Below are 24,655 nucleotides of genomic sequence, written 5' to 3' on the forward strand. Positions count from 1 at the left end.
GATGGGTGAGGTCGCGCCGGACCAGCGGGGGCGGTGCGGATTCGGACAGACGGAAGAGGAGACGACGTGACCGCGACGGTAGGCCAGCAGGCGCAGGCCGCGGCCCGGGCGAGCGACGTGTGGAAGGTGTACGGCAGCGGTGAGGCGCAGGTCGTCGCGCTGCGGGGGGTGACCGCGGAGTTCGAGCGGGGCCGGTTCACCGCGATCATGGGCCCGTCCGGGTCCGGCAAGTCGACGCTCATGCACTGCCTGGCGGGTCTGGACACGGTGACGCGGGGGACGGTGTCGATCGGCGAGACCGCGGTCACCGGCCTCGGCGACGCCGGGCTGACCAAGCTGCGCCGGGACAAGGTGGGCTTCATCTTCCAGCAGTTCAACCTGCTGCCGACGCTGACGGCGAAGGAGAACATCCTGCTCCCCCTGTCGATCGCCGGGCGCAAGCCGGACCCGGCGTGGTACGACACGGTGATCGACACGGTCGGCCTGCGGGACCGGCTGGACCACCGGCCGGCGCAGCTCTCCGGCGGGCAGCAGCAGCGCGTCGCCTGCGCGCGGGCGCTGGTCTCCCGCCCCGAGGTGATCTTCGCCGACGAGCCGACCGGCAACCTGGACTCCCGCTCCGGCGCGGAGGTGCTCAACTTCCTGCGCAACTCGGTGCGCGAGCACGGCCAGACGATCGTCATGGTCACCCACGACCCGACCGCCGCCGCGTACGCCGACCGGGTGGTCTTCCTCGCCGACGGGCAGATCGTGTCGGAGCTGATCGAGCCGACGGCCGAGACGGTGCTGGACACGATGAAGAAGCTGGACGCCCCGGCCGAGGTGAACGGCTGATGTTCCGGGCGACCCTGAAGAGCCTGCTGGCCCGTAAGCTGCGGCTCGTCCTCTCCGGACTGGCGGTCGTGCTGGGGGTCATGTTCGTCTCCGGCGCGTTCGTGCTCACCGACACGCTGGGCCGCTCGTTCGACGCGATCTTCGCCGACGCGTACGAGGGCGTGGACGTGAACGTCGCCGCCAAGCCGAAGATCGCGCTGTCGGAGATGGAGGGCGAGCAGACCGCGCCGCCGTTCGCCGCGGCCACGGTGGAGAAGGTCCGGGCGGTGCCCGGGGTGGCCGAGGCCACCGGTGTGGTCGCCGCCGACGGTGCGCGGTTGATCGGCAGCAACGGCAAGGCCGTCGCCTCGTTCGGTCCGCCGCAGCTGGGCGAGAACTGGACCGGCGAGTCGGACCTGGTGCGGCTGCGCGAGGGGCGGGAGCCGCGGGCCGACAACGAGATCGTGATCAACAAGGGGCTGGCGACCGCCGGGAAGGTGGCGCTCGGCGAGCGCGTGGGCGTGCTGACGCCGATGTCGCCGAAGCAGGACTTCACGATCGTCGGGATCTTCGGCTACAGCGGCGACCGGGACTCGATCGGCGGCGCCAACGAGATCATGTTCACCACGCCGGTGGCGCAGCGGCTGATGCTGGGCGAGCCGGACACGTTCAACAGCGTGACCGTGAAGGCCGCCGGTGGGGTGTCCGACGACTCGCTGCGGGACGCGGTGGCCGGCGCGGTGGGCGACGGGTTCGTGGTGAAGACCGGCGAGCAGCTCTCCACGGAGGCGGCCGAGGGTTTCAAGGAGGCGCTGTCCTTCTTCAACCGGATCCTGCTGGGCTTCGCCGCGGTCGCGCTGCTGGTCGGCACGTTCCTGATCCTCAACACCTTCTCCATCGTCGTGGCGCAGCGCACCCGTGAGCTGGCGCTGATGCGGTCGATCGGCGCCAGCCGTCGGCAGATCATCGGTTCGGTGGTGCTGGAGGCCATCGCGGTCGGCCTGATCGCCTCGGTGCTCGGCCTCGCCGCTGGCATCGGCATCGGCGCGCTGCTGGCGTGGCTGTTCGGCAAGTTCGCCGGCGGCCTCAGCCTCGCGGGTCTCGGCGTACCGGCCGCCGCGGTCGTCGGCGCGTTCGCCGTCGGCCTGATCATCACGGTGGTGGCGGCGCTGCTGCCGGCGCTACGGGCGTCGCGGATCCCGCCGATCGCGGCGATGCAGGACGTGGCCACCCCGGACCGGCCACTCACCAAGATCACGGTGGCGGGCGGGCTGGTCACCGCGGTCGGGGCGGTGCTGCTCTTCCTCGGCCTGAGCGGCAACGCCGGGGACAACACCCTCGTGACGATCCTGGCCGGGGTGCTGTTCGCCTTCATCGGGGTGGCGCTGCTGACCCCGCTGATCAGCAAGCCGGTGGTGAGCCTGCTCGGCGCGATCTTCGCCTGGTCGGTGCCGGGCAAGCTGGGCCGGCTGAACTCGGGTCGCAACCCGCGCCGGACGGCGATCACCGCGGCCGCGCTGATGGTCGGCATCGCCCTGGTCACCGGCGTGACGGTGATCCTCGACTCGGCGAAGGGCAGTATCGGCAAGCTCGCCCAGGACACCATCAAGGCGGAGCTGGTCATCTCCGGGGTGCAGAGCGGTCCACGTCCGCCGAGCTTCGACCCGGCGGTGCTGCAGCGGGCGGCGGCGATCCCCGGCGTCCGACTGGTCGACGGCGAGTACGGCGACATGGCCGTGGTCGGCGGGGAACGCACCTGGGTAGCGTCCAGCAGCAACGTGGCCGCGCTGCGGCAGATCTTCGGGGCGCGACCCACGGCCGGCGACATCGACCGGCTCGCCCCGGACCAGATGCTGCTCAGCTCGGACACGGCGAAGGCCCGCGGGCTGTCCGTCGGCTCCACCGTGCCGGTGCAGCTGTCCCGGGGTGACGCGCGGACCTACACGGTCAGCGGCATCTACGAGAGCACCCAGCTGACCAACCCGGTGGTGCTCCCGCCGGAGGCGGCCCGCGACTTCAGCATCCCGCAGCCGATCCAGGGCTTCATCCAGCTGGCCCCGGGCGCGTCCGTCGCGGCCGTGCAGCCGCAGGTGGAGTCGCTGCTCGCCGACTCCCCCGAGGTGTCGGTGGCCGACCGGGACGCGTTCATCGACCAGCAGACCGGGCAGCTCGACGGGCTGCTCACGATGATCCAGATCCTGTTGGCGCTGGCCATCGTGATCGCGGTGCTCGGCATCATCAACACGCTGGCGCTGTCGGTGCTGGAACGCACCCGCGAGCTGGGTCTGCTGCGGGCGATCGGCCTGCGTCGGGCGCAGACCATGCGGATGATCACCGTGGAGGCGGTGGTGATCTCGGTGTTCGGGGCGCTGCTCGGCGTCGCCGTAGGCACCGGCCTCGGCGCCGCGGTGGTCGAGGCGCTCAAGGACGAGGGGATCACCGACCTGATCCTGCCCTGGTCGCAGATGGGGATCTTCCTCGGTCTCGCCGCGCTCGTCGGCGTGATCGCGGCGGTCCTGCCCGCGATCCGGGCCGCCCGGATCAACGTCCTGGGCGCCATCGCCCACGACTGACCGGCGAAGCGGTCACGAGGGGTCCCGCCGTCCGGCGGGGCCCCTCGCCGCGTCTCAGCGGGCGGCCGAGCGCCGGTCCAGCAGCGCGGCGAGCAACTCCAGGTCCGCCGCGGTGAGGCTCTCCAACTGGTGTACGCCCTCCGTGACCGGCAGCGGCACCTCGGCCGGTACGGCCAGCACGGCGGCACCGGCGGCGACGGCGCTGGCCACCCCGGTCGCCGAGTCCTCGATCGCCACGCACCGCTCGATCGGCACGCCCAGCAGCCGGGCGGCGGTCAGGTACGGCTCGGGGTGCGGCTTGCCCGCCTCCACCTCGTCGCCGCACACCACGACGTCGAAGCTGTCCCGGCCCAGCGTGTCCAGGGCGACCTCCACCAGGGGTCGGCCGCTGGACGTGACGAGGGCGGTGGGGATGGCCGCGTCGCGGACCGCCTGCAGCAGCGCCAGCGCGCCGGGGCGCCAGCTCAGCCCGGTGCGGAACAGCTCCAGGATGCGGGCGTTGATCCAGGCCGCGCTCACCGCCGGGTCCCGCTCCGGCTGGCCCAGGGCGTCGTGCAGCATCCGCATCGAGTCGGCCATGCTGGTACCGATGATCGCCTTGCGGGTCTCCTCGGACAGCGCCCCGCCGTACCGGGCGGCCAACTCCCGCAGCGCCACCGCCCACAGCTTCTCGCTGTCGACGAGCGTGCCGTCCATGTCGAACAACACGGCGGCGGGGTGACGGCGCTGCAACTGGTCCGCGAGTGTGGTGGCCTGCATGGGCGGATCCTCTCAGGGCCGGGTCGGGCCGCTCACCCCGGCGTCGGCCGGGGTGACCCACGCCAACGTCAGCCGAGGCCGCACACCGCCAGCGACTGCTCGTACCCGCGGAAGAACGAGTCCGTGCGCTGCTCGGCGGTGCCGTGCGACCCCTCCGCGAACCACGGCTGGTCCGGGTCGTCCCCCACCGCGGCCAGCCCCTCCCGGAACTCCTCCAGGTCGCCGTCCTCCAGCGTCAGGTCGCCGGAGCGCACCGAGTCCCCCAGGTAGGCGCCGGCCATGCAGTCGGCCTGCAACTCCTGCTGGATGGTGAAGTCGTAGCGGATGCCGAGGCGCACCTGGATGCCGTGTGCGTACTCGTGGCCGAGCAGGTAGAACACGAACGCATCACCGACCTGCCGGAACGCGGCCACCGACCAGGTGACGTCGTAGGCGATGAAGTCGCCCTGCGAGCAGTAGACCGCGTTGTTGCGCGGCAGCGGCTGCCCACCGCAGGAGACCTCCCCGGACCGCTGGTAGGGGGTGATCCGCCGGATCGGCTGGAACCGCTGCCCCGACTCCCGGAACCGGGCCGCCCAGTAGCGCTCGGCCACTGCCTGCGCGGCGGCGACGTCGTCGGCGAACTCCGCCACGCTGGTGGTGCCGTCGGCCCGGGTCACCGACGGGTCGGCCGAGCGCGCCGGGCGGTCCGCCCCCGGTTCGGGCCCCGACGGCTCGGACACCCCGCCGACGAAGCAGCCGGCCGAGACGAGCAGCGCCGCCAGCAGACCGGCGAGTGACGCACGAGAATGACGTACCGAGCGTGTCCCCACAGTTGCCCTCCCCGGCTCCCGGCGCTGCCCGACGCTCTACCCCGTCGGCGCGTACGCCATGCGATCTTCCCTACGGCCGCACGGACCGGCCGGTTCAGCCCCCGGCCCCGCCGGTCGGCTCAGAAGCCACCCTCGTTGCGGCCGGACTGCCACGTGTCGGCCTGCGACTGGTGCCGCTGGATCTCGTGCCGCTGCTGGGCGGCCCGGGCGTCGCGGGCGGCCAGGTCGTCGTCACGGGACGACAGCCGGTCGCGGTCGCGCCAGCCGACGTACGCGAACCCGCCGACCAGAAGCAGGGCCACGATCCCGAGCACCATCCACGCGGACATGTGCCCACGGTAGAAGGGGCGCGCTCGCCGGAGCGGTGCGACTAGGGTCGCCGGGCATGACGAGCTTCGACGAACACGAGCGGCGCCGGTGGGCGGGACGCGCCGAGGCGTACGTGGGCAGTTTCGCGCGGCTGTGCGCGTACCCGGCGGACGCGCTGCTGGACGCGGCGGGCGCGCGGGCCGGCGCGCGGCTGCTGGACGTGGGCACCGGGCCCGGCACGGTCGCGGCGCTGGCGGCGGGGCGCGGCGCGGCGGTGACCGCCGTCGACGCGGAGCCCAGCATGGTCTCGTGGGCGCGCAAGTCGGGCCTGGAGGGGCGGTGTGCGCTGGCCGCGCTGCCCCGGCTGCCGTTCCCGGCCGCCGCCTTCGACGCGGCGGTGGCGAACTTCGTGGTGAACCACGTCGGCGATCCGGCCGCCGCGGTGGCCGAACTGCGCCGGGTCGTCCGCCCGGGCGGGCACGTCGCCGTGACGCTCTGGCCGCACCCGCAGCCGCCGCTGCAGCAGCTCTGGGGCCGGGTCTACGAAGCCGCCGGCGGGCCGCCGCGACCGGACCTGCCCCGGGTGGCCGACGCGAAGAACGTGGCCCGCACGCCGGACGGGATCGTCGGTCTGCTGCGGGGCGCGGGATTGGACGCCGTTCGGTGCGAGACCCTTTCCTGGGTGCACCGCGCCGATCCGGAGGACTGGTGGGCCGGGCCGGCCAACGGCATCGGGCACCTCGGGCACCTGCTGGCGGACGCGCCGGACGCGCTGTGTCGGCGGGTCCGTGAGGAGTACGACCGGCTGACCGCCGACCACCTCGACGCGGACGGGTTGCTGGCCCTGCCCACCGCCGCCCTGCTCGGCTGGGGCCGGGTCGGGTGCCCCTGACTCGTTCGCGCCGCGACACGTCGGCGGCCCGGACGACCGTCGTCTACGGCTCCCGCATCCAGGTCTTCGGATCGGTCACGAAGACACCCTTGCCCTGCTGCCGTCGGATCACCCGCAACGCCTCCAGCCGGGCGTAGGCCATCTGGACAGTGCCGTGGCTGACGTCGTAGCGCTGTCGTAGCTCGGCGATCGAGGGCAGCCTGTCCCCCGGCTTCACCTTCTTGGTCCTGACGTCGGCGATCACATCATCGGCGATGCGCCAGTAATCCGGCACTTCTCGCATGGCACTCCTCGCGTGGCGATCCGATTCGATCACACCGCGACGCGCCTAACAAGCCACGTTGACTCATCTGACATATCTAGCTATGTTGGTTCCGGGCCGCTCCTCGCGTGGCAACGAGTTCGGCTCAATCCCCTGGTCGGGACGGGTGCGTGTGCCCGTCCCGACCGACCGGACCGCGCTGCTCTCGTACCGCTGGAAGGGGTCGTCGTGGCTCAGGTGTATCGAGGCGGCCAGCCCTACCCGGCCGGTTACCCGGGGCGGTTGACGCCGCACGAGGTGCGGACCCGCGAGTTCGCCGCGCGCCGGCGCGGCGTCGACCCCGACGAGGTACGCGAGTTCCAGGCCCGCGTCGCCGACGAACTGACCACGCTCACCGAGACCGTACGGCTGCTCAGCCAGGAGAACGACCGCATCAAGCGGGCCCTGCGCGACTGGCAGACCAGGCACGCGCGGGAGTGCCGGCCACCGCAGCAGCACCACAACACCGGTCACTGGTGACCGCGCTGCCCACCCCCGGCGACCTGGTGATCGTCGACGGCCGCGCCTCGGTGCAGTTCGCCGGGGACCGCGCCCTGACCGTCCGCGTCGTGTCGGTCGGCGACCGGCCGACGTACCCCGGCTGGATCTGGCTGACCGGCTACGTGCTCAACCGTCGCGGCGAGGCGACCGCCAAGCGCGACCTCTACGTCCGACCGGAGGGTCTCCGGCACCACGCCGGCCCGCCCGGGCGACGTTCTTCTCGACCCTGACCGGCGACGTGCTGGACTAGGGTCGCGGGATGTCCGGAATCGTCGGGCGGCCTCGACGTCCCCGGTGAGCGGCGCCGCCGGCGCCGGCGAGGAGGGGAAGACCGTGAAGTACATGATCCTGCTGTACGGCTCGCAACGGGACTACGACGCGCTGTCCGGGCAGCCCGGTGACCGGCCGGCCATGACGCCCGAGCAGGTCGCGGCGATGCACGCGCACATGGAGAAGACGCACCAGGCGTTGGTGGAGTCCGGTGAGCTGGTCGACGCGCAGGGGCTGGCGGCGCCCGCCCACGCGCGGCGGGTGCAGCTGACCGGCGGCGCTCCGGTGGTGACCGACGGCCCCTACCCGGAGACCCAGGAGGTGCTCGCCGGCTACACAATCGTGGAGTGCGCCAGCTTCGACCGGGCCACCGAGATCGCCGCCGGGTTCGTCAACCCGGACGCGCCCGGCGAGTACGTCGACGTGCGGCCGGTCGTCGACGGCATCGAGGACCTGGCCGGCTGAGGGTGAGCGGGGAGAGCGTCGAGGAGCTGCTGCGCGGTCTCGCGCCGCGGGTCCTCGGCGCCCTCGTCCGCCGCTACGGGCACTTCGACACCGCCGAGGACGCCACCCAGGAGGCGCTGATCGCCGCCGCGACGGCCTGGCCGCGCGACGGCGTACCGGACGATCCCCGGGCCTGGCTGGTGGCGGTCGCGGCCAGGCGGCTGACCGACCTGCTCCGCCGGGAGCAGGCGCGGGCCCGGCGGGAGGACCGGGTCGCCCGGTGGGTGCTGCCGGCCGACCGGGTGGCGCCCGGCGCCGACGCGCCGCCGGCCGACGGCGACGACAGCCTCATCCTGCTGTTCCTCTGCTGCCATCCGGCGCTCTCCCCCGCCTCGCAGATCGCGTTGACCCTGCGCGCGGTGGGCGGGCTGAGCACGGCCGAGGTGGCCCGGGCGTTCCTCGTGCCGGAGGCCACGATGACCCGGCGGATCAGCCGCGGCAAGCAGCGCATCCGGGACAGCGGGCTGCCGTTCCGACTGCCGGCCGCGGCAGAACTCCCGGCGCGGCTCGCGGCCGTGCTGCACGTGCTCTACCTGATCTTCAACGAGGGGTACGCGCGGACGTCCGGGCCGGGTCTGCTCCGCGCCGACCTGGCGGCCGAGGCGATCCGGTTGGCGCGGCTGGTGCACCGGCTGCTGCCCGACGATCCGGAGGTCACCGGGTTGTTGGCGCTCATGCTGCTCACCGACGCGCGGGCGCCCGCCCGGCTCGGCCCGCACGGTGAGCTGGTGCCGATGGCCGAGCAGGACCGCCGCCGGTGGAAGGCCGACCAGATCGCCGAAGGGGTCGCGCTGGTGACCGCCGCGCTGCCCGAGGGGCCGGTCGGGCCGTACCAGGTGCAGGCGGCCGTCGCCGCCGTCCACGACGAGGCGCCCAGCGCCGCCGAGACGGACTGGGCCCAGATCACCGCCCTCTACGAGGTGCTGCGCGAGATCGCCGACAGTCCGGTGGTGGCGCTGAACCATGCCGTCGCGGTGGCCATGAGCCGGGGCGCGCCGGCGGGGTTGGCGCTGCTCGACGGGTTGACCGCCGACGGCCGGCTCGCCGACGACCCGCGGCTGCCCGCCGCCCGGGCGCACCTGCTGGAGCTGGTCGGTGACCACGCCGCCGCACGGGACGCGTACCGGATGGCGGCCGGTCGGTCGACGAACCTGGCGCAGCAGCGCTACCTGCACGCCCGCGCGGACCGGCTGGCCGACTGACCGGCGTGCGGTCGGCCGCTCGTGCGTCAGTCGCGGCGCCCGGAGCAGCGCCGCCTGCCGCGTCAGGGGCTGGCGGCGAGGAAGACGAACGACGCGAGCAGCACCAGGTGGGCGCCGGCCTGCAACAGGGTGGCCCGCCCGGGCACCACCGTGAGCACACCGGTGATGGCGGTGAGCGTAAGGAGGACCAGTTGCGTGCCGCCGAGGCCGAGCATCAGCGGGCCGTCCAGCCAGATCGAGGCCAGCGCGATGGCGGGGATGGTCAGGCCGATGCTGGCCATCGCCGAGCCGAGGGCCAGGTTCAGGCTGATCTGCACCCGGTCGCGGCGGGCCGCCCGGCCCGCGGCGAGGGTCTCGGGTAGCAGCACCAGCAGCGCGATGACCACACCGACGAACGACTGCGGCAGGTTCGCGGCGGCGACGCCCGCCTCGATCGCCGGGGAGACGGTCTTGGCGTCGCCGACCACGGCCACCAGCGCGACCAGCAGCAGGCCGAGGCTGAGCAGGGCGGCCCGGCCCGACGGGGGCTTGGCGTGCTCCTCGTGTTCGATGACCCGGCCCTGGCTGTCGACGGGCAGGAAGTAGTCGCGGTGCCGGCCGGTCTGCACGAGGACGAACAGCCCGTAGAGGGCGAGCGACGCCGCCGCGGCGAAGCCCAACTGGGCGGGGCTGAACTCCGGGCCGGGCCGGCTGGTGGTGAAGGTCGGCAGGACGAGGCTGAGCGCGGCGAGGGTGATCACGGTGGCCAGGGCACCGCCGGTGCCCTCCGGGTTGAAGCTCGCCACCTGCCGGCGCAGCGTGCCGATGAGCAGGGACAACCCGAGGATGCCGTTACAGGTGATCATGACGGCGGCGAAGACGGTGTCCCGGGCCAGCGCCTGGGTCTTGTCCCCGCCGCTGATCATGAGTGTGACGATCAGCGCCACCTCGATGACGGTGACCGCGACGGCCAGCACCAGGGACCCGTACGGCTCGCCCACCCGGTGGGCCACGACCTCCGCGTGGTGCACGGCGGCGAGCACCGCGCCGGCCAGGAAGGCGGCCACCACGAACGTGCCGACCGCCGGAAGTTCGCGTCCCCAGGTGAAGGCCAGGATCAGCACGGCCACCAGGGGTACGGAGACGGTCCAATCGGTCAGTCGGGATCGGAGCAGCGCGGCCATCTACCAACCCTGCCAGAAAATTCGATCATGTGACCAGTGCCCGCCGGAGTCAGTTCCGTACCGATCGTGACCAGGGCAGGCCGCCGCGCCGCCACCGGCGTACCTCGGCCGGCGGCGGCGCGGACGGATGGATCAGGAGTACGGCAGGCGGAGCACCGACTGGTTGCCGACGCCCAGCGTGCTGGGGTTGCTGCCGATCGCCGACCACACCTCGACCCGGACCGTGCCGTTGCTCAGCGCGCCCAGCGTGCCGGTGGCCGAGGCCAGGCCGGCGCTCTGCGTGTAGTGCTCGTAGCCGGGAACCGGGTCGGTGGCGAAGTAGCGCCACGTCTCGACCCGTTCCCAACTGCCGTTGCCGGTCAGGTCGTAAGAGACCCGCAGCTGCACACCGTTGCCGACCGCCCGGTCGGCGTCGAGGAACAGGTCGAACGCGGTCTGCCCCCCGGCGTAGGCCAGGTTCAGGCCGGTCGCCGTGAAGACCTGGGCGTTGGTGGGCGTACCGTCGTGGTTTCCGTTGGCCGCCGCGACGGTGACCGTGGCCGCGCCGCCCGCGGCGCCCAGCCCGCCGCCGGGCAGCAGGTAGCGGGTCGGGTTGCCCGGGGTCGGCGGCGGGGTGGTGGGCGGCGGCGTCGTGGGCGGCGTGCCGCCCGTCGCGTTGCCGCCGCTCCAGGTGTACGCCCCGGTGGTGGCCGTCCGCCCGGCCCCGACGGTGAGCGTGGTGCCGTTGGAGAACGTCACCGTGACCGGCGCGGCGGTCGGGTTCGACGCCACGTACGTGCGCGCCCCGTTGCGGGAGAAGACCGCAGACAGCGGGTGGTTGCCGGTCACCGACGTGTCGACGGTGCCCAGCGCGGCCAGGTTGCGGATCCAGTGGAAGGTGTGCGCCCGGCTCTCGCCCTCCTCCGGGGTGTAGCCGGGGTTTGCGCGCAGGTTCGCCAACGCCGCGTCCCCGTCGCCGAGGGCCTGGAACTGCCACAGGATGTCCTGCCACACCGTCGGCGGGCCGCCGTTGTTGCGGACCAGTTCGGCGTAGTTGGTCCGCACGTAGGCCGGGTTGTTGCCCAGGTACAGGTGACCGCCGGTGACGGGCAGCAGGTTGATGCCCTGGATCATCTCCGGCTCGCCGCTGAACCAGGTCGCGTACGCGCCGCCGTCACCCCAGACCATCCCGACCGTGGAGTGGCCGAACGCGGACGGGAAGTTCTGGTCGCTGGAGTCGAACCAGTACTCCTGGATGGCCGCCGCCTGCGTGGTGTAGAGGAAGATGCCGGCGTCGCGGACGGCCGTGTCGCCGGTCACCTGCCCCCACTGGATGAGGGCGTTGGCGAAGTTCATCCCCTCCGACGAGGACTCCTGGTTGTTGCCGGCGCCGAACGAGCCGTGCCCGGACGCCCAGTCGTGGCCCGCGTAGATGTCGAAGTCCCGCAGGTAGGGGAAGCGGGTGTCGTCGCGGCGGTAGTTGTTGGCGTCGCGGATCAGCAGGTCCACCATGCCGCCGTAGCGGCTGGCGGAGGCCCAGGTCGGGTCGAACTTCGCCAACGTCGCGGCCGCGGCGATGTAGTAGCCGTAGTGGAAGTGGTGGTCGTTGAGCTCCTGGTCGGAGCCGTACGACGCCGGGTAGCCGATCAGGGTGCCCCAGTTGGCGTCGTAGTAGAAGACCCGGGACGTCTTGCCGCTGGACGCGGTGAACCAGTCGGTCAGCGTGGTACGGATCGCGTTCAGCGCGCTGTCCCGCGTCGCGGTGTCGTTGACCAGGTCGGCCACCTCGGCGAGCCGGGCGGCGCGGCCGAGGCCCTTGCCCGTCCAGTAGGTGTCGTTGCCGCGCTGGTCCATCGGGTTGCCCCGGGCGGCGGCCAGGTGACCCGTGAGGGTCGCCAGGTCGGCGCCGCTGCCGTCACCCACCGCCGGCAGCTCCGGGAGCACACCCTGGAACTTCATCGCCGTACGGAACTGGGTGACGCCGGTGAGCACCTTCATCCGTCCCCGGGCCGACGGGTAGGTCGGCGTGATCGGGGTGGAGCCGGTCAGGGACTTCCACTGGTGCGGGTAGAGGCTGACCACGGTCTGCGTCGCGGTGCCCTCCCGGGCGGTCGTCGTGAACGCGTACGTCGTGGTCAGACCGCTGGTCGCCGGGTCGTAGACGTACGAGACCCGGGTGCCGGTGACGTGGGCGTGCGCGTACTGGGCGTAGGTGGCGGCCAGGCTCGCCCGCTCCGCGGCGCTGCCGGTCGGCGGCAGCAGCGCGACGGAGAAGTAGCCCCGCCCGGCCAGCGTGGAGGAGATCCGGCTCCCGCCGACGGTCCAGCTGGCGCCGCTCGGGGCGAACGCGACGTAGTCGTGGCCGTTGACCCGGAACCCGAGGGTGGCCCCGCTGCTCGACCACACCTCGGGAGCCCCGGAGGTGTTGATCACCGCGTCGCCGCCGCTGCTCTGGAAGTACGCGAACGGCAGGCCGTGGCCGATCGTGGCGCGCAGGGTGCGGGCGCCGTCGCTCCAGTACGGGCTGACCGTCCAGTCGGACCAGCCGTCGACCCGGACCACGGGGGCGGCGAGCCCGGCCACACCGACCCGGATGTCCTGCACGTACGGGAAGTGGAACTCCCCCACGCCGGTCGCCGTGCCGCTGATCGCGGGCGTGGAGTTGGCGGAGAAGCCGAGGCCGTCGCCGAAGGTGTCGTACGAGATCGGGTGCGCGTGCAGGGGCTCACTGTAGGCGCAGTCGAGGCGCTTCCAGAGCAGCGACGACCACCAGTCGTTGGTGGGGACCGCGCCGGCGGGCGCGTTGGCCGTGACGAACTGGCGGGGGTTGGTCGACATCTGGCCGCAGCCGCTGGGGAGTGGGCCGACCGGCGTGGTGGTGTAGCTGCCGGCGCCGACGGGCGCGGCCTCGGCGGCGCGGGTGAGGGGGATCGTGAGGCCGCCGACGAGCAGGGCCAGCGCGGTGCCGGCGACCAGGGCCCATCGGCGGTACGGGACGGGAGGTTTCATGGTGCCTCCATCGCGGGCCGGACCGGGGCGGGGGCGGCCCGGCGCCGGCACTCCTTGGTTCGGTATGGACGGGAACGTCGGCTGAGAGAGCGCTCTCTCGCCCGCACGGTAATCGAGCACTGAGAGCATCGTCAATGTTTCCAAGGGGTTCCGCGCTGATGTCGCAATTCGAAACGCGCGTCGGCGGGAGTGGTGACGGTGGCGTTGGCACCGGCGGTCCGTCACGCACGCCCGTGACCTCCACCGACGCCCGGGCACCGGCCTGACGCGGTGCTCAGAGTGCCGGGCATACGCCGGCGCCATAGTCTTCGTACCGGCCCACCACGAGCTGCTCCCCGGCGGGACCTGGAAGAAACCGGAGCGGAGTCGGGCATACCGGAGCGAGACGCGACTCCTGGACCGCCTCGACCGACTGGTACGCCGAGACGAGTGGCCGCCCCGCGCCGACCATTAGCTCCGCCCCCGCCCGGTGGTCGTTTCCGGCCTGCCTACTATGGATGGCGCCTTGGACTCGCGAGGTCGCCCTACATGCGACGGCCCGCCCCTCATGTGGACGCCCGCCGCCTTCGCTAGACCGCACGCAGAAGCGCGCGTCTCAGAGCGTGTTTGAGATGGGGATGTTCAGGTGCCGGTGAAGGTGCGGCGGGCTTGACGGCGTGCGGGTTGGCCGCGGGTGATGCGGCGTGTCGTGCCGGCGATCGCGGCCCAGCGGATCAGCGCTGCGGGGACGGCGGGGCCGACAGCATCGCCGCGGCGTAACTGATGCGGATCCCTTTTCGCGCCTTGCTCAGTCGCCGTCCTGCCACCTGCGCAGATCCGTCTGGTCATGATAGGGCATGCGGTCCGGCGTGGTTATAAATTCCATCGTCGCGCCCCAAGGCATGCGGCAGTAGCAGACCTTGTTTCCAGGACCTTTCTCGGTTGCATAGGGAATATCGCGAGGCGCCGCGAGTGGGGTGCCTCCGGCCCTTTCGAAGCGCTCAACCGATGCGTCGATGTCGTCGTTGTAGAGAGCGAAGTGCGTGATGCCGAAGTCGCTCGCTCGGATCGGCTGGGCTTGTTCGGGGCCGTGCATCTCGAACAGCTCGAGATCGGGTCCGGTCCCGATCTTGAACATCGCCTGCGCGCGCACGACCGTTCCCGGGAAAGCGCCAACGGCCCGCTCGAACTCGGGTCCCTGCCGCGGTGGATCCTGCGGTCCGAAGGACCGATAGATCACCTGGCCGCCGAAAGCTTCCAGCAGGAACGATATTGCGGCTTCGATGTCGGGCACCGTGATGCCGATATGATTGACGCCGCGAATGACAGGTGCGGTCATGACAGTTTCCCTTTTTATCTCATCGATCGATCGGGATAGGTGCGCACGCAACTCGCCCGTAGTGCCGCGAACCGCCCGGCCCACGGCGGCGGGGTCGCAGAGTCTCACCTGGCCTTGAGGAAATCGATCAGAGCGGCCGCGACCTCACCCGGCCGTTCGTCCGCGACATAGTGGCTGCACCGCGCAATCGAGCCGCCCGTCACATTGCTGGCGAACTCTTTGAGCATCGGCACCATCTGCGCACCGAAGCGCTGATCCCCGCCGAGACCTAGCACCGGCATCTCGAGCGGTTGCTTCTTGTACTCGAGCGCGGCCGCATGGTCGGCGGTGAGGGTCCGAAACCATTCCATGCCGCCGCGGGTGCGGCCAGGAAGCGCCATCGCTTTCGCGTAGATCTCGATGTCTGCCGGATTGAAGGTGCTGTGGTCGTAGAACCGCTCAGACATGAAGGTCGAGACATAGTCATATTCACGGCCATGGATTATGCGCTCGGGTAGATCCCGGTTCATATGGAAGCTGTACTGCCAGAGTTTTGCGATCGCCGCCTCCCATCCGGTCCAGCCGGGAAGCGGAACGTCGAGGACGGCCAGGTGGGTAACAGCCTCCCGATAGATGGCGGCCTGCGGCAGGGCGACCATCCCGCCGATGTCATGTCCGCACACGGCGTAGCGCTCATGCCCAAGGGCAATCATGACTTCGTGCGCGTCGCGCGCCATCGTCGCCTTGTCATAGCCGTCGAGCGGGCAGTCAGAAAAGCCCGCGCCGCGCAGATCGATGGCCACCACGCTGAAATGCTCGGCCAGCAACGGCATCACATTATGCCATTCCCACCATGTTTCCGGCCACCCGTGAGACAGAAGGATCGGCGGGCCCGAGCCTCCCGCGACAGCGTTGATCTTGATGCCATTCACCGGCACCAGCTGCTGGGTAAACCCCTTCAAAGCTGCGATCATGATCGCTTTCCAGTCAGATGTTGACGTTCAAACAGAGCTCGCGGCCAACGCTCAGGGCTGGTCGAAATCGGTGGCGATCGTGATGTCGCGCCAGGCGTCGATATCGCCGCGGAAGGCAGCCAGCGTCTGAGACCAAGCTACCGCGACCAGGTAGGTTCCGGGCACGTAACTGGTCAGGTCCCGTGAGAGCGTGTTTGCGAAGGGCCCTTGTGGACGGCGTGGCGGCAAGACATCGGCGATCCGGACCGGCGGGGTGGCGCGGTGTCTGGGCATCGTGGCTACCCCTCGGACCTGACAGATGCCCAGTGGGCGCGGCGTCCGTCATAGTTATGACGCAAAGTCATAGACCTCATCGGACAACCGGCTCCCGCCGCCGCCACCCCGGCCTACTCAGCGCTCAACTGCTGCGCGAGCCTCTCCACGCCACCCTTGATGAGTTGGCCGTAGTCGTCATCGCCGAGCGCGCCGATCCCCGCGTGCGCTCGCTCAAGACACTCCCGAGCCCGGGCGAGATCGCCAAGCCTGCGGTAGCACTCACCCAGGTTGAGATGCAACGACGGATACAGGCTGGCCACCGACATCGGCACCCCGGCCTGCGCAACCCGCGCATCGGTGAGCAGGTCGGCCGCCGCCAGCGCCCGCCGGTCCCAGACCAACTCCTGGTGGACGTCGTCCTGCACGTCGGCCATCGAGTGCGCGAGGACGCACACGTGCAAGGGATCGCCTCGTTCCCCGCCGATCTCATCCCAGATCTGGGCGAACACGTCGCGGGCGGCCGCGCGCCGGCCCTGCTGATGATGCAACTGCACACCCTCGTTGATACGGGCGAGCGTCGCATCGCTGATCATCGGTTGCTCCTGCACGGCCACGTCGCGACAGCGTCGTTGATCGTACTCCGCCCGGCGGCGGCCGCGCCGGCGACGAGGGCGGCAGTCCGCTTCGAGGACCGCCCGAGTGGCCGACTCAACATCGTGGGGAGGGTTTTCCCAGCAGTCGTCCGGACTCTAGATGCCACCGAGCCATCGCTGGGCGCTGTTTCAAAAATGAAATCTGCCTGGCAGCCCGCCGGTTGGGCAGCACCGGACCCGCGCCGGCGCGTCGGTGATCGATGGACGGTCACGAGGCAGGTGGACCACCGAACCGCGCCTGGCCTGTGAACAGGGCCGAGCGGCGGCCGACCGTCCACGCGGCGAATCCCCGCTCCCACAGTGGGCCACGCGGGGTGCCGGCTGTCGTCCGGCACCGAGAGGCGACCTCATCGCCGGCCGCTGCCGCCAGGCGGTCAATCAGCGCGCGGCGGGTGGTTCGCTCGTGCGCCCAGGCCACTCACGGCGCGTCGTCGCGTCGTCGCGTCGTCGGCCGATGGACTCACGTAACGGCTACCGTGACCAGACAGAACATTCACCGCTGAGTGCCGGCAATGGAGGGTGCCCGTGGATCAATTAGTTCGATCGACACTCTCCAACACCATGGCCTGGATGGGCGGCGAGCTCAAGCTGATGCCGCTCAGCCGCTGGAACGAGTCGATCTTTCGCTACTTCTTCTGTCGGCAACTCGCAAGTACAAAGCCGAGCGTGAGTCAGTTCGTAGAGTGCGACCACATCGACCTTGTGTTGCACAGCGCAGAGGAGAAGGCGTTCGTCGAGTTCAAGTTCTACCTGCACCCGCGCAAGTTCGATCCCTACACGGGCAACTCGCTGGGGTTCAAAGGCGGCCCGAGCCTTCAAAACCTGGCGGAGTTTCGGAGATGCGTCGATCACCTCCACGGGCGGAATCTGACACCCGGCCTGTCCAAGTACCTCATCCTCGTCTACGCCGATCCGGCCGACGGAGGTAGCCCCGGGAACAGGTACTCGGTCCACTACGACAACTATCTCCATTCCGACGGGAAGATCATCCTTGACCTCCTGGCGGCCGAAGGGCCCGTCGAGTCGGATGAGGGCCACGTGCGGGCCAGACTCTTCGCCGTCCGTTGACCGCACGTTCCGCAGCGGCTCGCGCATTGGTCGAATTGATGGTCCCCGTTAGCTGGCCGTCCACGTCGCGTGCGAACGCCCGCACTCCGCGCCATCGTGCTACCTGGGACTTCCGGACTGACTCACCCCGGGCCGATCAAGCGTCGTCAGGCAGGCGGAGAGCCGGCGGCCGCTCGCGCGCCACCCGGTTCAGTCGAGCGGGTTGGGCCATTCGGTGCGCGGAAGCAGATCTCGCAGACGGGCTGAGCTGGTCCGGCTGAGCACCACTTCGGGGTCGAGATTCGCGGGGCCGATCTGACGGATGAACTCCCGGCAACGCCCGCAGGGCGGGAGTACATACAGAACCCCCTCGTCATCACACCACACAGCGACGATCTTGGCGATCTTGTGTTCGCGGGCCGTGACCATGGCGACGGACGGCCGCGTGCTCCGCGCAGAATCCGGTGCCCGAGCCGGTGTCGATGCAGACGCCGGAGGAAGAGGTTGCCCGTCGCGGTGACCAACATGGACGCTACCTGGCCGACGCGCCGGCTCGACGCGCCGTAGCCCGGCGCAGTGGCGGGTCGAGCACCGCCTGGGCGGAGGCGATCAGCGCGTCGTTCGAGATGACCTTCACCGGGCGGAACCCGTCAGCACTCCGCATCCGGCGGACGCCCCGACGGCAGGTGCCGCGACCACACACGCATCGACCGTGAGGATTGCCCGAGCGGCCGATTCGCCGTCACACCGATCCGCAGGAGGGTAAGGGCCTGACCATCATCGAACGGTCGGCAGCGACGGAGGGCGCCGTGATGGACTCAACGAGGCGGACGGCACTGGTCGCGGGCGGCTTCTACGTCCTCACCTTCGTGTCGATTCCGACCGTCGCCCTGTACGGCCCGGTGCACGACGCCGACTACATCCTGGGCACCACGTCGGAGACCCCCGTCGTCATCGGCGGCGTCCTCGAGGTGATCGTCGCGCTCGCCTGCATCGGCACCGCCGTCGCGCTGTACCCGGTGCTCAAGCGACACGGCGAAACCCGAGCCCTGGGATTCGTCAGCGCCCGGATCCTCGAAGCCGCCGGCATCTTCGTCGGCGTCGCGAGCCTCCTGACGCTCGTGACACTGCGGCGGGCCGACGCCGGAGCGGACGCGCTGGTCACCGGGCAGACGCTGGTCGCCTTCTACGACTCGATCTTCCTGCTCAGCCAAGGCTTTCTTCCGGCCGTGAACGCCCTGTTGCTCGGATCGCTGCTGTACCAGGCACGCCTCGTGCCGCGCCTGCTCCCCGTACTCGGGCTCGTCGGAGCGCCCCTGCTCGTCGTGTCCGACCTCGGCACACTGTTCGGGCTCTGGGACCGGCTGTCCCCGGTGGCGGCTGTTGCGGCCCTCCCGATCGCGGTGTGGGAGTTCTCGCTGGGCGTCTACCTGATCGTCAGGGGCTTCAGGCCCACCGCGCTCACCGCGGGAGTGGTCACCATCAGCGCGCGGCCCGCCCAGGACGCCCCGGTTTGAGCGCCGAGGTTACGGCCAGCCCGCCACAGTCCGGCGACTATCCACAACCACGGTGAGAACCGCGGTCAACCACCGGCGCCCAGGGCCCCTCGACCCCATGCCCCAAGATGCCCTGACAGTGAGGGATGTAGGTGATCCCGCACCGGTCGGTCTGACCCTTGCCCTGACTGACTTCGGGTGTTCAACCGGATCTGTAGACCGTGCCGGTACGGGACTCACGTGCACTCACTGGACGCGGCGGTTGTGACTTCATAGGAGCCTGGCCAGAGGCCCCGTCACTGTCTTGTCCATCCTCGCCCGGCTGGTGCGTGCCGCCCCATTCCGGTCGACGGCACAGGACGGACATCTCCACCATGAAACAGCAACTCCTCGAAATCACCGGCGGTGTGGACACTCACCGCGACACGCACACGGCGGCAGCGGTCGATCCTGCGGGGCGAGTGCTCGGTTGCGCTCAGTTCGAAGCCACCCCGGCGGGATACGTGGCGTTGTTGGGGTGGCTGCGTTCGTTCGGCGCGCTGGGCTGGTCGGCGTCGAGGGCACCGGCGCCTACGGCGCGGGCCTGGCCCGGCACCTGCTTAGCGCAGGCGTGCGTCTGGTCGAGGTCGACCGGCCGGATCGTAAGACTCGCCGCTGGCAGGGCAAAAGTGACCCGGTCGACGCTGAGGCCGCCGCCCGCGCCGCCTTGACGGCCCGCCGCACGGTGATCGCCGAGGTTGTGCGGCCTACTGGTACGTCAGCGGCAGATACCGTTCCCGGCCGCTCTGCTCAGTCGTCTGCGTGAACCCGGCCGCCTCCAGGATCGCGGCGAACTTGGCCCGTCTGCGTCGACGAATGGAGACCAGAAAAAGGGTGACAGACATCAGCGCCGCCCAGGCGACGGCGGCGACAGCCGCCGCGGCGGTGGGGGACGTCCCTCCTAGCCCGAGCCGCACACCGAGGATCGCGCACAGCACGGTGAGTACGACATAGAGGAGCCACGTTCGTTGCTTGTCGTCGTTCCAGCCCTCGAGGTCGTAGCTGATACGGGCCTTGAACAGATCCAGCACGTCGGCAGGCACGGGGGGCAGTGCGCCCCCGGTGGAAGCATCCGGGTACCGCACTCGGTTCCGCTCGGCCCTTTCGCGGGCTTGCGGACGGGGGTCGGGTACGAAGAACAGCTGCGGTCCGTTGCGGTGTCGCTGCCGTGTGTCCGTGTACGCGTAACCGAATTGCTCGGCAACAGCGGCCATAAGGGCGAGTGAGCGCAACGTGGCCACCTTCTCGACCTCCACCGGCTGCCCGCCGGCCATCTTCCGCAACATTTTCCGCACGTGCCGCTGTCCCACCAGCGATCCCCCATCACATCGTTGATGAGACTTGCACAGCCTCTCGCCCGGAAAAGGCCGGAGGTCCGTCCACCAGTGCCACGGTCCCGGTTGAGCTAAGCCACCGTAGCGGGTTCGAGACATGCCGCAGGGAAGCGGGCCGCCGCTCGGCCCCCCATGTCAAGCGGGCCTTGACGGCTCGTGCGGGCGCTGCCGAGACAGACTGGGTCGGCTCTCGTGTCACGGAGCGTACCCCCGGCGGACACCGCCACGGTGGCGCAGTTGACCCAACCTCGCCCGGCACGAACGCGGCTCCCAGGGTCGGAGCTGGCCACCGGCGGCCTCCCCCTCCCCCTCCCAGGTGAGCAGTTGACCTGACACTGAGCGGCTGCGGAACCGGCTCCTGGACGACCGGCATGCCTTAGGGGGAACCCCAACCGGAGAGCGGACGACCGTCCGGCCCTACCTGACGATGCTCGATGGCGAGCCGCTCAGCCGGTCGAAGTTCAACCCGGGCGTCTGGACGCGTGCGATCCGCGCGACCGACGTACCGGACGACCGGCGCAACGGGATGCACGTGCTGCGGCACACCTACGCCTCGGTACTTCTGGACGCCGGGGAGAGCATCAAGGCCCTCTCGTCCTACCTCGGTCACGCAGATCCCGGGTTCACCTCCGGGCCGACACCCACCTCCTGCCCAGCAGTGAGGACCGTACCCGTCGGGCCATCGACAAGGCGTTCGGTGAGGTCCAGGCCGCCGACGACGGTCCGGGAGCCGGTGGCGGCCTGGAGACGGCATGATCATGGTTCAGCGGCCGTCAGAGGACGTTACGGCGCAGGCCAGGGTACTTGCGCCGACTATTTGGCGTTGAAGTAGCTCGCCTCCGGGTGGTGGACCACGATCGCGTCGGTGGCCTGCTCCGGGACCAGCTGGAACTCCTCCGACAGCTGCACGCCGATGCGCTCGGCGCCGAGCAGGTCGACCATCTTCGCCCGGTCCTCCAGGTCCGGGCAGGCCGGGTAGCCGAACGCGTAGCGGCAGCCCCGGTAGTCGGTGCGCAGCAGGCCGGCCAGGTCGGCCGGGTCGTCGTCGGCCACCGTACGGCCACCGGGCAGGGTCAGCTCGCCCCGGACCCGCCGGTGCCAGTACTCGGCGAGGGCCTCGGTGAGCTGCACGGACAGGCCGTGCACCTCGAGGTAGTCGCGGTACTCGTTGCGGGCGAACAGCTTCGCGGTGTACTCGCTGATCGGCTGGCCCACCGTGACCAGCTGCAACGCCACCACGTCCAGCTCCTCGCCGCGGGGCCGGAAGAAGTCGGCCAGGCAGAGTCGGCGCTCCTGCCGCTGCCGGGGGAACGAGAACCGGGCCCGCTCGCTCTGCCCGTTCTCGTCCAGCACCACCAGGTCGTTGCCCTCGCTGTAGGCGGGGAAGTAGCCGTACACGACGGCTGCTTCGAGCACCTGGTCGGAGATGAGCCGGTCCAGCCAGTAGCGCAGCCGAGGCCGGCCCTCGGTCTCCACGAGCTCCTCGTACGACGGGCCCTGCCCACCACGGGAGCCGCGCAGCCCCCACTGGCCGAGGAACGTGGCCCGCTCGTCGAGCAGCGAGGCGTAGTCGGCGAGGGGTACTCCCTTGACGACCCGGGTGCCGAAGAACGGCGGGGCGGGCACCTCCACGTCCCGGGCGACGTCCGAGCGCACCGAGGCGTCGGACAGCTCCGGCAGCGCCTCGGTGACCATGGCGCGCTGCCGCTCGCGGCGGGCCCGCCGCGCGGCCAGGGCCGCCTCCCGCTCCGGGTCGATGACCGGCGCGCCGCCCCGCTTGGCGGTCATCACCTTGTCCATCAGGGACAGCCCCTCGAAGGCGTCCCGCGCGTAGTGGACCTGCCCGGGGAACATCGACCGCAGGTCGTCCTCCACGTACGCCCGGGTGAGCGCGGCGCCGCCGAGCAGGACCGGCCAGCGGTCCGCGACCCCGCGACTGGCCATCTCGGCCAGGTTCTCCTTCATGATGACCGTGCTCTTGACGAGCAGGCCGGACATGCCGATCGCGTCGGCGCGGTGCTCCTCGGCGGCGTCGAGGATCGCGTTGATCGGCTGCTTGATGCCGATGTTCACGACCTCGTAGCCGTTGTTGGACAGGATGATGTCCACCAGGTTCTTGCCGATGTCGTGCACGTCGCCGCGCACCGTCGCCAGGACGATGCGGCCCTTGCCGCCGTCCTCGACGGCCTCCATGTGCGGTTCCAGGTACGCCACGGCGCTCTTCATCACTTCGGCGGACTGGAGCACGAACGGCAGCTGCATCTGGCCGGAGCCGAACAGCTCGCCGACGACCTTCATCCCGTCGAGCAGGATGTCATTGATGATCGACAGTGGTGAGCGGCCGCCGGCCATCGCCGCGTCCAGGTCGGCCTCCAGGCCGGTGCGCTCACCGTCGATGATGCGCCGCTTGAGCCGCTCGTCCAGCGGCAGCGCGGCCAGCTCCTCGGCCCGCCCGGCCCGGGCGGACGCCGCGTCGACGCCCTCGAACAGCTCGATGAACCGTTGCACGGGGTCGTAGCCCTCGCGGCGCCGGTCGTAGACCAGGTCCAGCGCCACCTCGCGCTGCTCCTGCGGGATCTTCGACATCGGCAGGATCTTGCTGGCGTGCACGATCGCCGACGTCAGACCGGCCTGGACGCACTCGTGCAGGAACACCGAGTTGAGCACCTGCCGCGCGGCGGGGTTGAGGCCGAAGGAGATGTTCGAGATGCCGAGGGTGAAATTGACCCCCGGGTAGCGCTGGGCGATCTCCCGGATCGCCTCGATGGTCTCGATGCCGTCCCGGCGGGTCTCCTCCTGGCCGGTGGCGATCGGGAAGGTCAGCGCGTCGATCAGGATGTCCGACCGGTCCAGCCCCCACCGCCCGGTCAGGTCCTCGATCAACCGGACCGCGACGCGGACCTTCCACTCCCGGGTGCGCGCCTGCCCCTCCTCGTCGATGAGCAGCGCCACCACGGCCGCGCCGTGCTCCTTGACGACCGGCATCACCCGGGCGTACCGGGACTCGGGGCCGTCGCCGTCCTCGAAGTTCACCGAGTTGACCACGCAACGGCCGCCGAGCATCTCCAACCCGGCCTCGATGACCGCCGGCTCGGTGGAGTCCAACATGATGGGCAGCGTCGACGCGGTGGCGAACCGGCCCGCCAGCTCCCGCATGTCACGGGTGCCGTCGCGGCCCACGTAGTCGACGCAGAGGTCCAGCAGGTGCGAGCCGTCCCGGGCCTGGCTGCGGGCGATCTCCACGCAGGCCCGCCAGTCCTCGGCGAGCATCGCCTCGCGGAACGCCTTGGAGCCGTTGGCGTTGGTCCGCTCCCCCACCATCAGGACGGAGGCGTCCTGGGCGAACGGCACCGGGTGGTAGACCGACGAGACACCCGCCTCGTGCCGGGGCGTACGCGGCGCCGGGGCGGCGTCGTGCAGCCGCTCGGCCAGCACCCGGATGTGCTCCGGGGTGGTGCCGCAGCACCCGCCGACGAGACCGACGCCGTACTCGGTGACGAAACGCTCCAGCGCGTCGGCCAACTCGACCGGGGTGAGCGGGAAGTACGCCCCGTCGGCGGTCAGCACCGGCAGGCCGGCGTTCGGCATCACCGACACCGGGATCCGCGAGTGCTGGGCGAGGTAGCGCAGGTGCTCGCCCATCTCGGCCGGGCCGGTCGAGCAGTTCAACCCGATCAGGTCCACGCCGAGGGGCTCGATCGCCGCCAGGGCCGCCCCGATCTCGCTGCCCACCAGCATCGTGCCGGTGGTCTCCACGGCCACGTGGCAGATGATCGGCACCACCCGGTCGAGCTCGGCCATCGCCCGCTTCGACCCGACGATGGCCGCCTTGACCTGAAGCAGGTCCTGGCAGGTCTCGATGATGAGCGCGTCCGCGCCGCCCTCGATCAGACCGGCCGCGTTCTCCTGGTACGCGTCCCGCAGCTCCGCGTACGGGGCGTGGCCGAGGGTGGGCAGCTTCGTGCCCGGGCCGATCGAGCCGAGCACGAAGCGGGGCCGCTCGGGCGTGCTGTACGCGTCGGCGGCCTCCCGGGCGAGCCGGGCGCCGGCCTCGGACAACTCCCGGATCCGGTGCGGGATGTCGTACTCGCCGAGGTTCGGCAGGTTGGCGCCGAACGTGTTCGTCTCCACGCAGTCCGCGCCGGCGGCCAGGTAGGCCTCGTGCACCCCCCGCACCACGTCCGGTCGGGTCACGTTGAGGATCTCGTTGCAGCCCTCAAGCCCGTCGAAGTCGTCCAGGCCGAGGTCGGCGGCCTGCAACATCGTGCCCATCGCCCCATCGGCGATGAGGATCCGATCGGCCAGCACGTCGAGCAAGGAAGTCCGCACGGGTTCAGGTTAGTGCGGCGCCGGCCGCTCGTTCGCCGCCCGACGCGCCTTCCCACATTGTGTCAGCGGGATCACCTTGTCCGGTTGGACCCCCTCTGCCGGGTTGTCCCGGGCGCCGTCCGGCGCGGCCGACGGGCCCCGTCC

The 24,655-nt window shown here is 70.9% G+C and carries 22 protein-coding genes; 10 read left to right on the plus strand and 12 right to left on the minus strand.

Annotation, left to right across the window (positions count from 1 at the left end):
• Positions 1-66 precede the first annotated feature (66 nt).
• Together GA0070620_RS07930 and GA0070620_RS07935 are read left to right on the plus strand one after the other, a co-directional pair.
• Positions 67-834, plus strand: coding sequence for an ABC transporter ATP-binding protein (locus tag GA0070620_RS07930; protein WP_091589251.1), 768 nt, complete (start codon positions 67-69; stop codon positions 832-834).
• The gene (locus GA0070620_RS07935) at positions 834-3,386 is read left to right on the plus strand and encodes an ABC transporter permease (RefSeq protein WP_091589252.1); all 2,553 of its coding nucleotides are present in this window, start codon (positions 834-836) and stop codon (positions 3,384-3,386) included. The genes GA0070620_RS07930 and GA0070620_RS07935 overlap by 1 nt, the downstream gene beginning before the upstream one ends.
• Before the next feature lie 54 nt (positions 3,387-3,440).
• On the opposite strand, the gene GA0070620_RS07940 is transcribed toward GA0070620_RS07935, so the two are convergent.
• The 3 genes from GA0070620_RS07940 to GA0070620_RS07950 all read right to left on the minus strand — a co-directional run bounded on the left by GA0070620_RS07940 (position 3,441) and on the right by GA0070620_RS07950 (position 5,286).
• On the minus strand, positions 3,441-4,094 hold the full coding sequence (locus tag GA0070620_RS07940; RefSeq protein WP_269456576.1) for an HAD family hydrolase: 654 nt from the start codon (positions 4,092-4,094) through the stop codon (positions 3,441-3,443).
• Between the two features lie 119 nt (positions 4,095-4,213).
• Positions 4,214-4,957, minus strand: coding sequence for a neutral zinc metallopeptidase (locus GA0070620_RS07945; RefSeq protein WP_091589253.1), 744 nt, complete (start codon positions 4,955-4,957; stop codon positions 4,214-4,216).
• Positions 4,958-5,076: 119 nt separating this feature from the next.
• Positions 5,077-5,286, minus strand: coding sequence for a hypothetical protein (locus GA0070620_RS07950; protein ID WP_091589254.1), 210 nt, complete (start codon positions 5,284-5,286; stop codon positions 5,077-5,079).
• 56 nt (positions 5,287-5,342) lie between these two features.
• On the opposite strand from GA0070620_RS07950, the gene GA0070620_RS07955 reads away from it, so the two are divergent.
• Positions 5,343-6,158, plus strand: a complete 816-nt coding sequence (locus GA0070620_RS07955; RefSeq protein ID WP_091589255.1) for a class I SAM-dependent methyltransferase — start codon at positions 5,343-5,345, stop codon at positions 6,156-6,158.
• Positions 6,159-6,201: 43 nt separating this feature from the next.
• On the opposite strand, the gene GA0070620_RS07960 is transcribed toward GA0070620_RS07955, so the two are convergent.
• Positions 6,202-6,441: a winged helix-turn-helix domain-containing protein gene (locus GA0070620_RS07960; protein ID WP_091589256.1), complete on the minus strand. Its 240-nt coding sequence runs from the start codon at positions 6,439-6,441 to the stop codon at positions 6,202-6,204.
• A gap of 207 nt (positions 6,442-6,648) precedes the next feature.
• On the opposite strand from GA0070620_RS07960, the gene GA0070620_RS07965 reads away from it, so the two are divergent.
• The 4 genes from GA0070620_RS07965 to GA0070620_RS07980 all read left to right on the plus strand — a co-directional run bounded on the left by GA0070620_RS07965 (position 6,649) and on the right by GA0070620_RS07980 (position 8,936).
• Entirely contained in the window at positions 6,649-6,939 is a 291-nt protein-coding gene (locus GA0070620_RS07965; RefSeq protein ID WP_231922286.1) for a DivIVA domain-containing protein, read from the plus strand.
• Positions 6,936-7,190: a hypothetical protein gene (locus tag GA0070620_RS07970; RefSeq protein WP_091589258.1), complete on the plus strand. Its 255-nt coding sequence runs from the start codon at positions 6,936-6,938 to the stop codon at positions 7,188-7,190. Before GA0070620_RS07965 ends, GA0070620_RS07970 begins: the two co-directional genes overlap by 4 nt.
• Before the next feature lie 112 nt (positions 7,191-7,302).
• A complete protein-coding gene (locus tag GA0070620_RS07975) occupies positions 7,303-7,695 on the plus strand; it encodes a YciI family protein (RefSeq protein WP_231922405.1) in 393 nt (130 codons plus the stop codon).
• 2 nt (positions 7,696-7,697) lie between these two features.
• The gene (locus GA0070620_RS07980; protein WP_091589259.1) at positions 7,698-8,936 is read left to right on the plus strand and encodes an RNA polymerase sigma factor; all 1,239 of its coding nucleotides are present in this window, start codon (positions 7,698-7,700) and stop codon (positions 8,934-8,936) included.
• Positions 8,937-8,998: 62 nt separating this feature from the next.
• Here GA0070620_RS07980 and GA0070620_RS07985 read toward each other — a convergent pair whose 3' ends face one another.
• The 4 genes from GA0070620_RS07985 to GA0070620_RS08000 form a co-directional block, all read right to left on the minus strand.
• Positions 8,999-10,099, minus strand: a complete 1,101-nt coding sequence (locus tag GA0070620_RS07985) for a calcium:proton antiporter (protein ID WP_091589260.1) — start codon at positions 10,097-10,099, stop codon at positions 8,999-9,001.
• Between the two features lie 132 nt (positions 10,100-10,231).
• Positions 10,232-13,087 (minus strand): glycosyl hydrolase, encoded by a 2,856-nt coding sequence (locus GA0070620_RS07990; protein WP_091589261.1) that lies wholly within the window; start codon positions 13,085-13,087, stop codon positions 10,232-10,234.
• Between the two features lie 787 nt (positions 13,088-13,874).
• A complete protein-coding gene (locus tag GA0070620_RS07995) occupies positions 13,875-14,405 on the minus strand; it encodes a VOC family protein (protein ID WP_091589262.1) in 531 nt (176 codons plus the stop codon).
• A gap of 104 nt (positions 14,406-14,509) precedes the next feature.
• Positions 14,510-15,358, minus strand: coding sequence for an alpha/beta fold hydrolase (locus GA0070620_RS08000; protein ID WP_091589263.1), 849 nt, complete (start codon positions 15,356-15,358; stop codon positions 14,510-14,512).
• On the opposite strand from GA0070620_RS08000, the gene GA0070620_RS33980 reads away from it, so the two are divergent.
• Entirely contained in the window at positions 15,357-15,488 is a 132-nt protein-coding gene (locus GA0070620_RS33980; protein WP_269456565.1) for a hypothetical protein, read from the plus strand. The two genes, GA0070620_RS08000 and GA0070620_RS33980, sit on opposite strands and share 2 nt — an antisense overlap.
• Before the next feature lie 256 nt (positions 15,489-15,744).
• Here GA0070620_RS33980 and GA0070620_RS08005 read toward each other — a convergent pair whose 3' ends face one another.
• Positions 15,745-16,227 (minus strand): tetratricopeptide repeat protein, encoded by a 483-nt coding sequence (locus GA0070620_RS08005; protein WP_231922287.1) that lies wholly within the window; start codon positions 16,225-16,227, stop codon positions 15,745-15,747.
• A 609-nt stretch (positions 16,228-16,836) separates the two neighbouring features.
• Between GA0070620_RS08005 and GA0070620_RS08010 the strand changes: the two genes are divergently transcribed.
• Complete coding sequence (locus tag GA0070620_RS08010; RefSeq protein ID WP_157741562.1) at positions 16,837-17,334, plus strand: hypothetical protein; 498 nt, start codon at positions 16,837-16,839, stop codon at positions 17,332-17,334.
• Between the two features lie 511 nt (positions 17,335-17,845).
• On the opposite strand, the gene GA0070620_RS33985 is transcribed toward GA0070620_RS08010, so the two are convergent.
• Positions 17,846-17,977: a hypothetical protein gene (locus tag GA0070620_RS33985; protein ID WP_269456566.1), complete on the minus strand. Its 132-nt coding sequence runs from the start codon at positions 17,975-17,977 to the stop codon at positions 17,846-17,848.
• Positions 17,978-18,032: 55 nt separating this feature from the next.
• Between GA0070620_RS33985 and GA0070620_RS08015 the strand changes: the two genes are divergently transcribed.
• Positions 18,033-18,830, plus strand: a complete 798-nt coding sequence (locus GA0070620_RS08015) for a DUF4386 domain-containing protein (RefSeq protein ID WP_231922288.1) — start codon at positions 18,033-18,035, stop codon at positions 18,828-18,830.
• A 725-nt stretch (positions 18,831-19,555) separates the two neighbouring features.
• Here GA0070620_RS08015 and GA0070620_RS08025 read toward each other — a convergent pair.
• Complete coding sequence (locus GA0070620_RS08025; RefSeq protein WP_091589265.1) at positions 19,556-20,134, minus strand: hypothetical protein; 579 nt, start codon at positions 20,132-20,134, stop codon at positions 19,556-19,558.
• Between the two features lie 861 nt (positions 20,135-20,995).
• Complete coding sequence (gene metH, locus GA0070620_RS08035; protein ID WP_172836400.1) at positions 20,996-24,511, minus strand: methionine synthase; 3,516 nt, start codon at positions 24,509-24,511, stop codon at positions 20,996-20,998.
• Positions 24,512-24,655: the final 144 nt, after the last annotated feature.

Source organism: Micromonospora krabiensis, from assembly GCF_900091425.1.
Taxonomy (GTDB): domain Bacteria; phylum Actinomycetota; class Actinomycetes; order Mycobacteriales; family Micromonosporaceae; genus Micromonospora; species Micromonospora krabiensis.

Excerpts from the sequence above, each read along its gene's own strand:
- GA0070620_RS07960 (WP_091589256.1), bottom strand. The coding sequence starts at position 6,441 with ATGCGAGAAGTGCCGGATTACTGGCGCATCGCCGATGATGTGATCGCC.
- GA0070620_RS07935 (WP_091589252.1), top strand. The coding sequence starts at position 834 with ATGTTCCGGGCGACCCTGAAGAGCCTGCTGGCCCGTAAGCTGCGGCTC.
- GA0070620_RS07955 (WP_091589255.1), top strand. The coding sequence starts at position 5,343 with ATGACGAGCTTCGACGAACACGAGCGGCGCCGGTGGGCGGGACGCGCC.
- GA0070620_RS07950 (WP_091589254.1), bottom strand. The coding sequence starts at position 5,286 with ATGTCCGCGTGGATGGTGCTCGGGATCGTGGCCCTGCTTCTGGTCGGC.
- GA0070620_RS07995 (WP_091589262.1), bottom strand. The coding sequence starts at position 14,405 with ATGACCGCACCTGTCATTCGCGGCGTCAATCATATCGGCATCACGGTG.
- GA0070620_RS08025 (WP_091589265.1), bottom strand. The coding sequence starts at position 20,134 with ATGTTGCGGAAGATGGCCGGCGGGCAGCCGGTGGAGGTCGAGAAGGTG.
- GA0070620_RS07985 (WP_091589260.1), bottom strand. The coding sequence starts at position 10,099 with ATGGCCGCGCTGCTCCGATCCCGACTGACCGATTGGACCGTCTCCGTA.
- GA0070620_RS33985 (WP_269456566.1), bottom strand. The coding sequence starts at position 17,977 with ATGCGGAGTGCTGACGGGTTCCGCCCGGTGAAGGTCATCTCGAACGAC.
- GA0070620_RS07975 (WP_231922405.1), top strand. The coding sequence starts at position 7,303 with ATGATCCTGCTGTACGGCTCGCAACGGGACTACGACGCGCTGTCCGGG.
- GA0070620_RS33980 (WP_269456565.1), top strand. The coding sequence starts at position 15,357 with ATGATCGCTTTCCAGTCAGATGTTGACGTTCAAACAGAGCTCGCGGCC.
- GA0070620_RS07990 (WP_091589261.1), bottom strand. The coding sequence starts at position 13,087 with ATGAAACCTCCCGTCCCGTACCGCCGATGGGCCCTGGTCGCCGGCACC.
- GA0070620_RS08000 (WP_091589263.1), bottom strand. The coding sequence starts at position 15,358 with ATGATCGCAGCTTTGAAGGGGTTTACCCAGCAGCTGGTGCCGGTGAAT.
- GA0070620_RS08010 (WP_157741562.1), top strand. The coding sequence starts at position 16,837 with ATGGGCGGCGAGCTCAAGCTGATGCCGCTCAGCCGCTGGAACGAGTCG.